This window comes from Alphaproteobacteria bacterium (genome assembly GCA_040216735.1).
Classification (GTDB): Bacteria; Pseudomonadota; Alphaproteobacteria; order SHVP01; family SHVP01; genus CALJDF01.
On the sequence record JAVJOO010000004.1, the window covers coordinates 274,955 to 288,961 of the forward strand.

The following is a 14,007-nucleotide window of genomic DNA, read 5'->3' on the forward strand; positions in this document are numbered from 1 at the left end:
TCCGGACGCGGGCCGTGCTACCAAGACCGCATGATCGACACCATTAATCTTCCGCTGATCCTGGGGGCAGCTTTCATTGCGACCGTCAGTCCCGGGCCCGCGACGATGGCTATTGCCGGTACGTCGTTGGCGCTGGGGCGCAAGCACGGTTTGGCGATCGCGTCGGGCGTGACGACGGGGTCGCTGACCTGGTCGGTTGGCGCCGCGGCGGGGCTGAGCGCGCTAATGTTCGCCAACGCCTGGCTGTTCGAGGCCATGCGCTATGCGGGCGCGGCGTATCTCATGTGGCTCGCGTTCAAATCGGCCCGCGCGGCCCTTGCGCTGGCTACCGTGAAGACGCCGCGGGTCGCGGCGCAGTCCCTCCGCAACGCCTATACCAAGGGGCTCGCGCTGCATCTGACCAACCCCAAAGCGGTCCTTTTCTTTGGGGCGCTGTACTCGATTGGGATTCCCGCCGGTGCCGACCCCGGGGCCCTCGTCGTCGTGATCTGCGCGGTCGGGCTCCAGAGCTTTCTCCTTTTTCATGGCTACGCGCTGCTGTTCACCGTTGCGCCCGTCGTGCGCGGATATGCCCGCCTCCGGCGTTGGTTCGAGGTCGCGTTTGCGCTGGCCTTCGGCGCCGCCAGCCTCAAGATACTGACGGCAAAACTGGCCGGATGATCGGTCGGCAACCCAGGCACGACGACAAAACTAGGTGCGCGAGCGCGTTGAAACTGGTCAACGCGACTCGGACACGCTAGAACCCGCGGCGACCGGACGCCGGAAAAAATGACTCTCTTAGCCCAACTCAAGCATCAGATCGACGCAATCGTCGCACAACTCGGACGCGACGGCGCGCTGCCCGCGGGACTCGACACAGCCGCTGTCGTCGTCGAATTGCCGCGCAACCCCGAACACGGCGACCTCGCGACCAACGCCGCGATGGTCCTGGCTAAACCGGCTGGGATGAAACCGCGCGATATCGCCGACTTGATCGTGCCCCATCTTGTTGCGCTGGAGTCTGTGGCGGCCGGCGACATCGCCGGGCCCGGCTTTATCAACCTGCGCCTCGCCCCCACCGCGTGGCAGAGCGAGTTGCGCGCCATTCTCGACGCCGGCGCCGATTACGGCACGTCGGACGCGGGCGGCGGCGGCAAGGTCAACGTCGAATATGTTTCCGCCAATCCCACGGGTCCGATGCATGTCGGCCATTGCCGCGGCGCGGTAGTCGGCGATGCGCTCGCCAACCTCTTGGCCAAGGCCGGGTTCGACGTCACCCGGGAGTACTACCTCAACGAGGCTGGCGCCCAGGTCCAAACCCTCGCCCGCTCGTTACACCTGCGTTACCGCGAGGCGCTCGGCGAGGCCATTGAGATTCCTGACGGGTGGTATCCGGGCGACTACTTGATCCCGGTCGCCCAAGGCATTGCCCAGCGCGACGGCGACAAGTGGAAGGGCGCCGACGAACAAACATGGTTCGAAACCTTCCGCGCCTCCGCGGTCGACGCGATGATGGATATGATCCGCGACGACCTCGCTGCCCTCGGCATCGTTCACGACGTTTTCTTTTCCGAAAAGACGCTCCATGGATCCGGTAAGATCGCGGAGTCGCTGGCCGAGATGGACGCCAAGGGCTTGATCTACAAGGGCGTGCTCGAACCGCCCAAGGGTAAGGAGCCCGAAGATTGGGAGGCGCGCGAGCAAACGCTGTTCCGCGCCTCGGACTTCGGCGACGACACCGATCGGCCATTGCAGAAATCCGATGGGTCGTGGACCTATTTTGCCGCTGACATCGCTTATCACCGCGACAAGATCGCGCGGGGCTTTAACCACATGGTCGATGTGTGGGGCGCTGACCACGGTGGCTACATCAAGCGGATGAAGGCTGCCGTCGCTGCATTGTCGGATCGACACGCAGAACTCGACGTTCGGATCACCAACCTCGTCAAGCTCATGCGGGCCGGCGAGCCGGTCAAAATGTCGAAGCGCTCAGGCGATTTCGTAACCCTGCGCGAGGTCGTCGACGAGGTCGGGCGCGACGTCGTCCGGTTCATGATGTTGACGCAGAAACCTGAATCCTCGCTCGATTTCGATTTCCAGAAAGTGACCGAACAGTCCAAGGACAATCCGGTCTTTTACGTGCAGTACGCCCACGCGCGGGTCCGTTCGGTGATGCGCCGGGCGGCCGATGAGGTACCGGCGGTAGACATGTCGCCTGCGTCTTTGAAGGGCGCCGCCCTCGAAAAATTGAGTCACGGCACGGAGTTAGCGTTGATCCGCCAGATGGCGTTGTGGCCCGGCGTCGTTGAGAACGCGGCGCGTGCACATGAACCACACAGAGTCGCTTATTTCCTGTATGATTTGGCATCGGCGTTTCATACGCTGTGGAATCAGGGCACCGAAGCACCAGAACTTCGATTCCTGATAGAGGAAAACCCAGAATTGACGCGCGCGCGGCTCGCCCTGCTTCAGGGCGTCGCTGCCGTAATTGCTTCCGGCCTCGGGGTTCTCGGGGTGGAGCCGGTTGAGGAGATGCGTTGATGATGGCCGACGACGACGACACATTTGAATTACCCCCCAGGCGCAAACCAGGTCCGCCGCCGTTCGCAAGCCCAAGCGCCGCGAACGAAGACGGCATCCACATTCCGCCGCTCCGCGAGACGGCCGAGGAAGACGAAAACCGCCGCGCCAATTCGCGTTCGCGCTTCGGCAGTTTCTTCGCCGCCGCCGCGATGGCCGCCGTCCTGATGGGCGGCGCGTTTTGGTGGGGCTTCGAGGTCGGTAAACAGAACGCACTCGAACAAATCCCGCCGGTTGTCCGTGCCGATCCGTCGCCGATCAAAGAGGCGCCGACCGAACCGGGCGGATTGCAGGTGCCGCATCAGGACAAGCTGGTCTTGCAGGACGTCCAAGACGACAACGGGGTTGGCGCCCCGGTGACGCTCGCACCGGCCCCCGAACAACCCGCACCGCCGCCGCGAATCGTTGAAACCGACGCGCCGGCGGGGCGGGCCGTCGAAGCCACCCAACTGCCGCCCCCGCCGGTGATTCGTGACGAAGCGTCCACCGTTGCCCCCCGCCAACTCCCTGCGGTATCGGTGCCGGCGCCGGTCGTTGCGCCGCCACCCCCGCCGCCCTTACCTGCGGCTGAAGCGGTTCCTGCGGCGCCCCGCCCGCCGGCAGCAGCCCCAGCGTCGGCAGCGCAAGAAGCGCCGCAATCCGCTACGTCTTCGGTCGCACCGGTACCGGTCGCCTCTGGGTCGTTCCGGGTTCAACTGGCCGCCTACCGGTCGCCGGAGGCTGCGCAAAACGGTTGGCAGGCGCTCAAGACTCGCTACGAAGATCTTCTGGGGGCACTTGAACCCACGGTGGTTCGGGTGGACTTGGGCGAGCGCGGTGTCTTCCACCGCCTTCAAGCGGGTCCCTATACGGACGGTGGCGCTGCGGAAGCCGCCTGTACCACGCTTAGGGCGCGCAATCAGGCGTGTATCGTGGTGCGGCCCTAGGCAAAGGGGCGAGTAGACGGGACGAGAGCCCCGGTCCTAGGTCTCGGTCGCCGATAGTTCCGCCAACTCGTACGCCGAGGCACCGGGATAGGCCGAGCGCACGCACAAACGGTACGGGTCGTCGGATACCCACATGTGATAGCTGAACGGCGCATCGGCGATATGCGCGACGCCGTCGACGCGCCCGCAGCGAAAATGAATCGTGTCAAATGTTCCCGCCCCGACGGTAATCGTTTCCCGCCCGACTCGTTCGATGCCGTAGGGGATATAGGCGAGCGCCGGGCCGCTAGCGCCCGATTTATTGAGCGTTGATGTCAGCAAGTCCCATGGTGCGCGTGCCCCGTCCGTGCCTGGATCGCCCGCCGCAATCATCCAGGCATCGCCGATCAAAGCGTGACAACAGAACGAGAAGGGCCCCGGCAGGGCGCGACGATAGGTGACGCGCCCGTCGCCACGGGTATCGGCGGCGCACTCGGCTTTGGAAGCGGAAAAGGTGTACCACGCGCTGCCGGTATACTGGCCGCCGGTTTCAATGCGCACGTAGGCGTCGGTCGGCCGCCACGCGGCGTCGACGGCCATCAGCGAATCGCGTTCGACGTCCAAGCCGGGCCGGGCGATCCGGCAAAATGCCCTCTGGCTTAGCCGCCCGTCTGCGAACCGCGTGATCGAAAAGCGCTCATTGCCGAGTTTTGTTCCGCGCTGCGCGGGCGTGTCGTACAGGTAGTCGATCCGGCCGGTGAGGTGGGTGCGTTCTTGTGCCATGCCGTCAAACTATCACGTTCGACACGCGACCTTCGCCCTCGATTGCGTCCGGTGCGATCCACGAAACCGTGCTAAAACGCCCCGGCAATGACCCAGCCAACGATATTTGGCCTAGCGGGGCCCGAACTGAACGCCGACGAGCGCGCCTTCTTCGGCGAGGTGAAGCCGCTCGGTTTCATTTTGTTTGCCCGGAATTGCGTCACCCGCGACCAAGTCGCGGCGCTCTGTGCCGACCTGCGCGCCGTTGTAGGCCAATCCGATGCGCCGATCCTCATCGACCAAGAGGGCGGTCGGGTCGCCCGACTGAAGCCGCCGCAGTGGCGCCATCCGCCGCCGGCCCGCGTGTTCGGCACCCTCTGGGACCGCGACCGGGACGCGGCGGTGCGGGCCTCCTTCCTCAACGGCCAGCTCATCGGTGCCGATCTTGCGGCCTGCGGAATCAATGTCGACTGCGCGCCGGTCCTCGACGTGCCGGTACCGGGCAGCCACGATATCATCGGCGACCGCGCGTTCCACACGGAGGTCGCGGCGATCGTCGCGTTGGCCAGGGCCTTCGCCGACGGTTTGATCGCCGGCGGTGTCCTGCCGGTGGTCAAGCATATCCCCGGCCATGGCCGGGCCACGGCCGATAGCCACGCCGCACTACCGGTCGTCAGTGCCGATCCCGAGTCGCTCGAACAAGATTTCGCGCCCTTTGCCGCGCTGCGCGATTTGCCTTTGGCGATGACGGCGCATGTCCTCTTCAGCCGCATCGATCCGAACCACCCCACCACGACCTCGGCGCGCGTGGTATCGGAGGTGATCCGCGGGAAGATCGGCTTTCAGGGATTGCTGATGAGCGACGATGTCTCGTCCAACATGAAGGCGTTGTCCGGTACCTACGCGGAACGGGCGCGAGACAGCCTTGCCGCTGGATGCGACGCGGTTCTCCATTGCGACGGCGATCTCGCGGCGATGCAGGCGGTTGCCGCGGCGGTTCCGTTGATCGGCGACCGTACCGCTGTGCGCTGGGCCCAAGCGTCGTTTCTCATTGCCCAAACGGTGCCCGTGGATATTGCGGCGATCGGCAGGGAACTCGACGCCCTTCTGCCGGCGCCGGCGTCGCACTAACCGCCCGCGGCGGCGCGGAAGTGTTCCAGACAGTAGGGCCACCCTTGTTCCGAGGCCATCGCGGCCCGGTAGGCTAGCCCATCGTCGCCATGATTCGCGAGGTCGCCGTGCACCAAGGTGACCGTTGTCCCATGGTCGCTTGCCGCGAAATGCACGGTGACGGTGCTTGAGCGTTCGGGTTTGGTGTCGATGTTTCGGTCAGGGCCGATGTGCCAGTGAAACATCAGGCCCTGGGGCGCCGCGGCTTCGATCACCGTGCCCCAGACGATCTTCTCGCCCGACTGGGCGCGTTCGTAGCACTGGCCGTCCGCTTGCGCGTCGATCCCGATCTCTGCCAGCGCCTCGCCGCAGAACGTGTATTCCCGAGGCCACCATGCGTCGAACCGAGTGACAAACAGGTCCCACGCCGCGGCGGGGGCGAGGGGTACACCGACCTGGACGGCGACAGAGTCCTCGTCCTCGCTAATGTCGCTCATGAAAAAATCCAAATCATCCTATCGGCTAACTCTCCCGCACCGACGGCGCGGTCGCAAGACCGGTATGGGGGGAATTGCCGACCACCGCGCGACGGCGTGCGAGAAATCGTCGTTCCGCGGCGTTTTGCGTGGCGGCGATCGCGGCCTCATAGGCTTCCGCGGCTTCTTCGGTTCGACCCGCGCGGCGCAGCAGGTCGGCGCGCACGGCGTGATAGGGCTGGTAACTCTTCAGATCGTTGCCGGCTTCCAACGCCGCCAATTGTGTCAACCCCGCTTCGGCGCCGTCGCGGAACGACCGCGCCGCAACGGCGTTCAGGTGCACCACGGGCGAGGGCAACAGCGCTGCGAGGCGTTCATAGAGCAGGACGATTTCGCCCCAGTCGGTTTCGGCGAAGGTAGCGGCGGTTGAATGGACGCCGCTGATCGCCGCCTGCAACTGGTAGGGGCCGGGGTAGGGGGCGCCTTTGCGCAGCGCGGCCACCAACACGGTGTCGGCGCGTGTAATGGCGGAGTGGTCCCACAGGGCGCGGTCCTGCTCCTCCAGCGGCACCAAAGCGCCGTCCGCACCCCGTCGGGCGTCGCGGCGGGATTCGTGGAACAGCATCAGCGCGAGCAAGCCGGCCACTTCGGGTTCCTCCGGAATCAACGCCGTAAGGGTCTCGCAGAGCCGAAGCGCCTCGCCGCAAAGATCGGCGCGGAACGGCGCATCGCCGGCGGTCGCGGCGTAGCCCTCGTTGAACACGAGATAGAGTACCGCCAGGACCGACGCCAGACGCTCAGGCCAGGTTTCGCGCGGCGGGATGCGGTAGGGAATGCCCGCTGCTTTGATTTTTTTTTGCGCGCGCACCAAGCGTTGGGCCATAGTGGCTTCGGGAACCAGAAAGGCGCGGGCGATCTCGCCGGTGGACAATCCGCCCAGGGTGCGCAACGTCAGCGCGATACGCGCTTCTTCCGGCAGCGCCGGGTGACAACAGGTAAAGATCAACCGCAGCCGCTCGTCGGGGATCTCCTCGTCGGATTCGGGATCGACCGTCGTGGCGTCGAGTTCGGCCAAGATTTTCATCTCGCCGCGCTTGGCGTCGAACCGGGCGGCGCGGCGCAGACGGTCGATGGCTTTGTTGCGCGCGGCGCGAATGAGCCAGGCGCGCGGATTGTCGGGAATACCGTCGGCGGCCCAACGATCCATCGCGACGATGACGGCGTCCTGCAACGCGTCCTCGGCCAAGGCGAAGTCGCGGACCATGCCGACGAGTGCCGCGAGGACGCGGCCCCACTCGTCGCGGATCAACGCTTCGACGGCGCGGTGGGCTGGTGCGGTCCCGGTCATGTCCGGGACAGGGTAGCACGCGGGGGCGGGCCCATGCGCCGCGCCCCCGCGGATCGTCTCCGTCTCACATATCCGGGAGGTTCATCAACGGCCGGACTTCAATGGTGCCGTGTTCGGCTGTCGGCAATTTGGCTGCCCAGGCGATGGCGTCGTCGAGGTCGTCGGCATCGACGATATAGTAGCCGCCGAGCTGTTCTTTGGTTTCGGCGAAGGGGCCGTCGGTCGTCAGGGTTTTGCCGTTGCGTACCTTGACCGAGGTCGCAGCGGCGACGCCCTGGAGCGGATCGCCCGCGACCATCTTGCCACTTTTCACCAAGTCCTCGGTAAAGGTGAAATAGCGCTGCATGTAGGCAGCCTGTTCCTTCGGATCGACGTTGGCTTGATCGGATTCGGCCGCATAGATCAACAGAATGTATTTCATCGGTGGTCTCCCTGTGGGTTGCGTTTTCCTGTGACACCCCTAGGACGAACGGGGAAGCGGCAGATCGACACCCTAGGGAAAGAAATTATCCGGACTGGGTCAACGGACAGGGGAAGGCTTCCGCGAGGGCGGCGGCCAGACCTTGGTCGGCGGTCAGATCAAGACGGGCGGGTTCGCTCCCGCCCCAGGCAATGAACCGGGCCCGCAGGTCCCCAAGGATCGCGCTGGGTGGCAGGCAATAGGCGGGGTCCGGCGCACTCCGGTTGCGCTCGACCGATTGCAGGATGAAAGCGGCGCAGGCTTCGCGGGCCCCCAGAGCGGCATCGGTGCATTGATTGAGGAGGACGCCGGCGCTCAGTGGGCTGTCTTGGGCCAAGACCTGCACAGGGGACAGCCCGATCGCTAACGCTAGGGCGGCAAACGTTAGTCGGCGGGGGCTCATCGCCGCCGGGCGATGAGGCGGACCAGCGCGGCTTCGCCGCGTTGGAACGAATCCTGCGGCACAAAGGATCGGGTCTCCTCCAACAGGAGGATGTCGGCGGCGGCGAAGTCCTCGCGCAACATTGCCGCGGAGTACAGCATCTCCAGCTCGGGCGGTCCGCCGGTCTTGAGGGCGAGTTGGTCGCGGTGGAACACCTCCATGATGACGAGGCCGCCGGGTTTCACCGCTTCGAGCAAGGCGCGGTGAACCATAGCGCGCTGTACCGGGCGGAAGTGCACGAACACACAGACTGCGCCATCGAAGGCGCTTTGCGGCCAGTCCCAGGCCGTCAAGTCGGACAGCACGGTGGTGAGCGGCACGCTACGTTCGGCGGCCATGCGCGTGGCCTTGCCCTGGGCGATTTCCGAGCCGTCCTGGGAGGTCGTGACAAAGCCCTGTTCGGCCAACCACACACCGTTGCGCCCCTCGCCGTCGCCGATCGATAGGACCGCGCCGCCGCGCGGCAGGCGGCCGGCCTGACTCGCCACGAAGGGATTGGGCACTTCGCCGTAGCGGTACCCGTCGCCGGCGAATCGTTCATCCCAGAATGTCAGCGTCATAAGACCTCGCGGGCCAAATCGTAATGGAGCAGGGGAAGTCGTCGACCGGGGATGCTCACCGACGCGCAGGTCCCGGTGCGCACGGCGCCCATGCGCACGTAGAACCCTTCGGCGTCCGGATCGGACTCGATGCGAAGATGTGCCGCTGTGGGTGCGGCATGCCTAATGAGGTCGTGCCAAAGTGCCGCGCCGATTCCCCGCCCCATCGCTGGCGGATCGACGAAGAACAGCTCAACGGAGGCTTCGGCGCCGCCCGTCGCCAATGCATAGAATCCCTGCACCGAGCCCCCGGAGTCGAAGACGCGAACTGTGTGTTCGGCCATCGTCGCCGGTGTCACAGTCAGTTCGTCGGCGCACGCCGCCATGAACTCGTCGTCATAGCCCCAATGGGCCTTGGAACGCCGGGCCAGTCCGCTCAAGGGACCGGCGTCGGAGTCCGCGGCGTCGCGGATCATGGGAACGGCACCTTGTTGCATATCCTGGCCGATCTCGATCCGGTGACCTGAACTCATTCCGCGGCCTCCCGTGCCCCCCCGAGCCAACCCGCGAGGTCGGCCAGCGCCCGCTGCGTGTAGGCCGGTTTGCGGTCTTTCCGTTTGGTTCGCCCTGCAAGGGGCGGAAACAGTCCGAAGTTGACGTTCATCGGCTGAAACGTGGCCGCGTCCGCGCCCTGGGTGATGTGGTTGAGCAATGCCCCCAGTGCCGTCGTCGGCGGCGGGGCACGATGGTTCGCAAACGCCGTGCCGTCCCCTGCGCTGCTGGCCGTGCCAAGCCGCTCGGCAAAGGCAAACCGTCCGGCCAACAAACCGATCGCCGCACTCTCGACATAACCCTCGACGCCGGTGACTTGACCGGCGAAGCGCAGGCGCGGCATCGCGCGGAGCCGTAAGTGCTCGTCCAGCAAACGCGGCGAATTCAGGAACGTGTTGCGATGGATGCCGCCCAGCCGCACGAACGACGCGTTCTCAAGTCCGGGGATGGTCGCAAAGATACGCTTTTGCGCGCCATGCTTTAGCTTGGTCTGGAAGCCGACCATGTTGTAGAGCGTGCCCAGCGCGTTGTCCTGGCGCAGCTGGACGACGGCGTAGGCCTTCACATCGGGCTGGTGCGGGTTGGTCAGGCCGACCGGTTTCATTGGGCCAAAGCGCAGGGTCTCGGCCCCGCGTTCGGCCATCACCTCGATGGGCAGGCATCCCTCAAAATAGGGCGTGTCTTTCTCCCAATCCTTGAAATCGGTTTTGTCGCCCGCGACCAACGCATCGACGAACGCGAGGTATTGGTCCCGGGTCATCGGACAGTTGAGATAGTCCTTGCCGTCGCCCCCGGGTGCGGACTTGTCGTAGCGCGATTGGAACCACGCCACGTTCATATCGACCGTGTCCTTGGCGACGATCGGCGCGATGGCATCGAAGAACGCGAGTGAGTCCTCGCCGGTCAGGCCGCGGATCGCCTCGGCCAACGCCGGTGAGGTCAGCGGTCCCGTTGCAACGATAACGTTATCCCAGTGGGCCGGCGGAAGCCCGGCAATCTCGCCGCGTTCGATCGAGACCAACGGGTGGGACTCCAGGGCCGTTTGAACCGCGGCCGAGAATCCGTGCCGGTCGACCGCGAGGGCGCTGCCGGCGGGGACGCGGTGGTCATCGCCGGCCCGCATGATGAGCGAGCCGCAGCGACGCATTTCTTCATGCAGCAAGCCGACCGCGTTCTTCTCAGGGTCGTCCGAGCGAAATGAGTTCGAGCACACCAGTTCCGCGAGCGACTCGGTCTGATGCGCGTCCGTGCCGCGTATAGGTCGCATTTCGTGGATCACCACCGGTACGCCGGCCTGGGCGATCTGCCACGCCGCTTCGCTGCCTGCGAGGCCGCCGCCGATGACATGGATGGGGGTGGTGGTTGCCATAGGCGGCTATCAATAGCGCATCGTGTACCGGCAAGAGAAGAGAAGTCCGGTCAAGACGTCGTTAGCCGTGCCCGCCTCGCAGATCGCGGGCGGCCCACCTAGGTAGCGGCGGGGGAGTGCACCGGCGCAAACGGCGTTACGCTAAGCGCGCTACCCTGGGCGACGATGAGGGTGCTTTCGGGCACCTCCGTCCATAGGTCATCGGCGCCGTCGAGCGGTTCGGACAGGATCAGCAGTGTATCCTCGCCATCGGCCAAGCTGATGCGTCCATCGCGCATGTAGAGGTCGCCACCGGCCAGGTAGTAAAGGCTCGGCGAATTGCGATCGCTCGAATACCGCATGGCAACGATGGACTTGCCGTCGGAAAAGGCGATGGCGGCCCGCAACGGTTCGGACACGCCCTCGGCGGCCATGACGTCTTCTATCAACGCCGTGGTGCGGGCCAAGGCGACGCCGGGTTCTTCCAAGAGTCCCTGGCCCAGGGCGAGGAGGAAGAAGGCTTCGGTGTCGGTGGTGCCGAGACGCGAGCCGTAGAGGTTGGTCGGGATCAGGTGTTCGAGGTCGCGGCGGATCTTCGCATAGCCGCCGATCGCGCCGTTATGCATGAACATGGCCCGACCGTGGACGAAGGGGTGGCAGTTGTCGCGACTGGTTGAGGTGCCGGTCGACGCCCTGACATGGGCGAAGAACAGGCTGGAACGGACATGGCGGGCAATGTTCTTCAGATTGGAGTCGTTCCATGCCGGCAGGGTGTCGCGGAACAGGCCGGGTTCGGGGTAGTCGTCGTACCATCCCAGACCGAAGCCGTCGCCATTGGTCGGGACAACCGACCGACGCGCCGCCATTGATTGCCGAATCAGAGAGTTCTCCGGCTCGAACAGAAGCATGTTGAGGGACAGTCGAGGACCCGAATACGCAAGCCAACGGCACATAACGACATTTCTCCCCGCACGGGAAACGGCGCGGAGGGTAGCCCCGTACCGGGCGCTTGTCGATTGGAAGTAAAGGCAGGTCTATCGGGGTGTTCATCCCAGGTAGCATTGCGCTGGATCGGGACTCCATCGCCTTAGCATTGGTCCCATGTGGGCGGGTTGCTGGACCGCTTTGCGCCCCCTAACCTTGGGGAATGACCGCGCCGTTGCAACCGCCATCCCTTGACCCAAAAGCACCGCCGCCAATTGCGGGGCCCTCAAGACTGGTGCGCCAAATGCGCTGGTGGGGGTTGGGTCTATTTTTGTTTGGGCTAATCATCGCGGTTCTGTCCGGCCAGTTGAGCGACAGTCCGGCGGTTCGGTTGGCCGGTCCGGTGATCGGGATGGTCGGCATGGTGCTGTATCTCGGCGGTACCGTCGTCCGCGCTTTCCAGTGGCGACGCGAGTAATGCGTGCCTGACTCCACACCGGGGCGGGATCTTTTCTCGGCCCTGCTGCCGCCGGTGCCAAGGAAGCCGCTGCGGCATCTGCCGCGTGGACTCTACACCTACGTGTGGCGGGTCAGCGCGCCGCAGCAGGTCCGGCTGGTCCTTCTAACGCTCGCTGTCTTTCCATTGGCGATGGTGCCGCTCGAACTGCACCGCCGTATCGTCAATACGGCGGTGGCGCTGGAGGACTTTGGCGTCATTCTGGCGTTGGGCGGCGTTTACCTTCTCTTTATTGCGGTCAACGGTGGCCTGAAGTGGGTTCGCGGCGTGTACCTCGGGCGGGTTGCCGAAGGCGTAATTCGACGTTTGCGGTTTCGCATTGTGCGCACGCTAGACGGCGAGGACGACTCCGAGGAAGGCGCCAAGGTCTCGATGGTCGTCGCCGAGGTGGAAAAAATCGGCGGGTTCGTTGCCCAAGCCATCGCCGATCCGCTGTTGCAAGCTGGCGTCTTCCTCAGCGTATTCGGTTACATGCTGGTGGTGGAACCGATGGTGGCGCTGGTCGCCTTCGCGTTTTTTGTCCCGTCGCTGGTGTTGACCCCACTTCTTCAGAACGTGATCAATCGCCTTTCGGCCGAGCGCATCCGAGAGGTCCGTCGCCTCTCGCGGGACATGACCCATGACGATTTCGATGGCATGGACGAGGCGACGTTGACGGCGCATTACGACCCGATGATCGAACAGGTTCACACCCTGCGCGTACGGATCGTGGTTCTCAAGCACCTGCTTAAGATTGCCAACAACGCCCTCGGACACCTTGGCCCGCTCAGCGTTCTAATCCTTGGCGGCTGGCTGGTTATTCAGGGGAGGACAGAGGTTGGGACCATCGTGGCCTTTGTGTCGGGCTATGAACGTCTGATGGGGCCGGCGCGCGACCTCCTCAACCTCTATCGCCAATATTCGCAAATGCGCGTCCAGTATCGTCTGGTGGCCGAGACCGTCCGGGAAGACGAAGCTTCGGCGAGCGGGTAGGGTTGCGTGCCACGAACGGCACCCCATATCTGTTGACCCCAACGCAGGATCGCGCGACGAGGTAGCCCGTGAGTAAAAAGCCGGTACTGGATATCAGCCCCCTGACCACGCCGTGGCAGACCATGGATCCGTTTCTGTTCTGCATGCACCATGACGATGCCTACCCTGCGGGCGATGCGAACATGGGCCCCGCAGCGGCCCTGGGCGGCCGATCGATCGGCCAGGACTTCAGCGGCAAGGACGGCTGGAGCATGTACCACGGATCGACGGTGCCGGGATTTCCGCAACATCCGCATCGTGGTTTCGAGACAGTGACGGTTGCCCGACAGGGCTTCATCGACCACGCGGATTCCGTCGGCGCCAGCGCCCGTTTCGGCGAGGGCGACCTGCAATGGATGACGGCGGGGAAGGGGATTGTCCATTCCGAGATGTTCCCGCTGCGCCACCAAGACAAGGAAAATCACACCGAACTTTTCCAGATCTGGTTGAATCTGCCGGCCAACAAGAAAATGGTCGAGCCGCATTTCAAGATGATTTGGGGCGACACGGTCCCGACGGAAAAGATCGCCGATGCGACCGGCGCCGGAATCGTCATCACCAGCTATGCCGGTGCATTGCCGAGCGGTACGACACCGCCTGCGCCGCCACCCGATTCCTGGGCGGCCGACCCGGCCAACGGCGTGCGGGTCTGGACGGTGAAAATGCCAGCCGGGGCCCGGTGGACCCTGGATGCCACGACGGGTGATCGTTCGCGGCGCCTCTATTTTTTCAGCGGCGAGACCGTACAGGTCGACGGTTCGGATGTACGCGTGCGCCATGCGGTGACCCTCGACGCCGGTGCCGCCGTGACCGTGACCAACGGCCCGGTAGAGAGCGAGCTATTGCTGCTGGAAGGGCGGCCCATCGGCGAACCGGTCGCACAATACGGGCCCTTCGTGATGAACACGACGCAGGAAATCCACCAGGCCTTTGCTGACTACCGCCGAGATCAGTTTGGCGGTTGGACCTGGCCGAGCGACGATCCGGTGCACCCGCGCGAAAAATCCCGCTTTGCCCGCCATGCCGACGGGTCGGTCGAGGAACGCATCTAGGC

General features: G+C 64.8%; 16 protein-coding genes. 7 read left to right on the forward strand and 9 right to left on the reverse strand.

Features of this window, described 5'->3' with window-relative positions; genetic code table 11:
* The first annotated feature begins 30 nt into the window (after positions 1 to 30).
* The 3 genes from RID42_11700 to RID42_11710 all read left to right on the forward strand — a co-directional run bounded on the left by RID42_11700 (position 31) and on the right by RID42_11710 (position 3,485).
* Positions 31 to 660 carry a LysE family translocator gene (locus RID42_11700; protein ID MEQ8248331.1) on the forward strand — a complete coding sequence of 210 codons (630 nt, stop codon included), beginning with the start codon at positions 31 to 33 and terminating at the stop codon, positions 658 to 660.
* A gap of 108 nt (positions 661 to 768) precedes the next feature.
* On the forward strand, positions 769 to 2,520 hold the full coding sequence (gene argS, locus RID42_11705; protein ID MEQ8248332.1) for an arginine--tRNA ligase: 1,752 nt from the start codon (positions 769 to 771) through the stop codon (positions 2,518 to 2,520).
* Positions 2,520 to 3,485, forward strand: coding sequence for an SPOR domain-containing protein (locus tag RID42_11710; GenBank protein MEQ8248333.1), 966 nt, complete (start codon positions 2,520 to 2,522; stop codon positions 3,483 to 3,485). Before argS ends, RID42_11710 begins: the two co-directional genes overlap by 1 nt.
* A gap of 36 nt (positions 3,486 to 3,521) precedes the next feature.
* On the opposite strand, the gene RID42_11715 is transcribed toward RID42_11710, so the two are convergent.
* Positions 3,522 to 4,247 carry a hypothetical protein gene (locus RID42_11715; GenBank protein MEQ8248334.1) on the reverse strand — a complete coding sequence of 242 codons (726 nt, stop codon included), beginning with the start codon at positions 4,245 to 4,247 and terminating at the stop codon, positions 3,522 to 3,524.
* 87 nt (positions 4,248 to 4,334) lie between these two features.
* Here RID42_11715 and nagZ point away from each other — a divergent pair, with 87 nt between their 5' ends.
* On the forward strand, positions 4,335 to 5,357 hold the full coding sequence (gene nagZ, locus RID42_11720; GenBank protein MEQ8248335.1) for a beta-N-acetylhexosaminidase: 1,023 nt from the start codon (positions 4,335 to 4,337) through the stop codon (positions 5,355 to 5,357).
* Here the strand turns inward: nagZ and RID42_11725 are convergent.
* The 8 genes from RID42_11725 to RID42_11760 all read right to left on the reverse strand — a co-directional run bounded on the left by RID42_11725 (position 5,354) and on the right by RID42_11760 (position 11,454).
* Entirely contained in the window at positions 5,354 to 5,833 is a 480-nt protein-coding gene (locus RID42_11725; GenBank protein MEQ8248336.1) for an SRPBCC domain-containing protein, read from the reverse strand. The two genes, nagZ and RID42_11725, sit on opposite strands and share 4 nt — an antisense overlap.
* A 25-nt stretch (positions 5,834 to 5,858) precedes the next feature.
* Entirely contained in the window at positions 5,859 to 7,160 is a 1,302-nt protein-coding gene (locus RID42_11730; GenBank protein ID MEQ8248337.1) for an RNA polymerase sigma factor, read from the reverse strand.
* Between the two features lie 64 nt (positions 7,161 to 7,224).
* A complete protein-coding gene (locus RID42_11735) occupies positions 7,225 to 7,581 on the reverse strand; it encodes a YciI family protein (GenBank protein ID MEQ8248338.1) in 357 nt (118 codons plus the stop codon).
* An 85-nt stretch (positions 7,582 to 7,666) separates the two neighbouring features.
* Complete coding sequence (locus RID42_11740) at positions 7,667 to 8,023, reverse strand: Rap1a/Tai family immunity protein (protein MEQ8248339.1); 357 nt, start codon at positions 8,021 to 8,023, stop codon at positions 7,667 to 7,669.
* The gene (locus RID42_11745; GenBank protein MEQ8248340.1) at positions 8,020 to 8,622 is read right to left on the reverse strand and encodes a class I SAM-dependent methyltransferase; all 603 of its coding nucleotides are present in this window, start codon (positions 8,620 to 8,622) and stop codon (positions 8,020 to 8,022) included. Before RID42_11745 ends, RID42_11740 begins: the two co-directional genes overlap by 4 nt.
* The gene (locus RID42_11750; protein MEQ8248341.1) at positions 8,619 to 9,134 is read right to left on the reverse strand and encodes a GNAT family N-acetyltransferase; all 516 of its coding nucleotides are present in this window, start codon (positions 9,132 to 9,134) and stop codon (positions 8,619 to 8,621) included. The genes RID42_11745 and RID42_11750 overlap by 4 nt, the downstream gene beginning before the upstream one ends.
* Positions 9,131 to 10,522: a methylenetetrahydrofolate--tRNA-(uracil(54)-C(5))-methyltransferase (FADH(2)-oxidizing) TrmFO gene (gene trmFO, locus RID42_11755; protein MEQ8248342.1), complete on the reverse strand. Its 1,392-nt coding sequence runs from the start codon at positions 10,520 to 10,522 to the stop codon at positions 9,131 to 9,133. Before trmFO ends, RID42_11750 begins: the two co-directional genes overlap by 4 nt.
* Before the next feature lie 98 nt (positions 10,523 to 10,620).
* The gene (locus RID42_11760; protein MEQ8248343.1) at positions 10,621 to 11,454 is read right to left on the reverse strand and encodes a class II glutamine amidotransferase; all 834 of its coding nucleotides are present in this window, start codon (positions 11,452 to 11,454) and stop codon (positions 10,621 to 10,623) included.
* Positions 11,455 to 11,729: 275 nt separating this feature from the next.
* Between RID42_11760 and RID42_11765 the strand changes: the two genes are divergently transcribed.
* The 3 genes from RID42_11765 (at position 11,730) to RID42_11775 (ending at position 14,005) form a co-directional block, all read left to right on the forward strand.
* Complete coding sequence (locus RID42_11765) at positions 11,730 to 11,903, forward strand: hypothetical protein (GenBank protein MEQ8248344.1); 174 nt, start codon at positions 11,730 to 11,732, stop codon at positions 11,901 to 11,903.
* Positions 11,904 to 11,906: 3 nt separating this feature from the next.
* Entirely contained in the window at positions 11,907 to 12,914 is a 1,008-nt protein-coding gene (locus tag RID42_11770; protein ID MEQ8248345.1) for an ABC transporter ATP-binding protein, read from the forward strand.
* A gap of 68 nt (positions 12,915 to 12,982) precedes the next feature.
* A complete protein-coding gene (locus RID42_11775) occupies positions 12,983 to 14,005 on the forward strand; it encodes a pirin family protein (GenBank protein ID MEQ8248346.1) in 1,023 nt (340 codons plus the stop codon).
* The last annotated feature ends 2 nt before the right edge of the window (positions 14,006 to 14,007 follow it).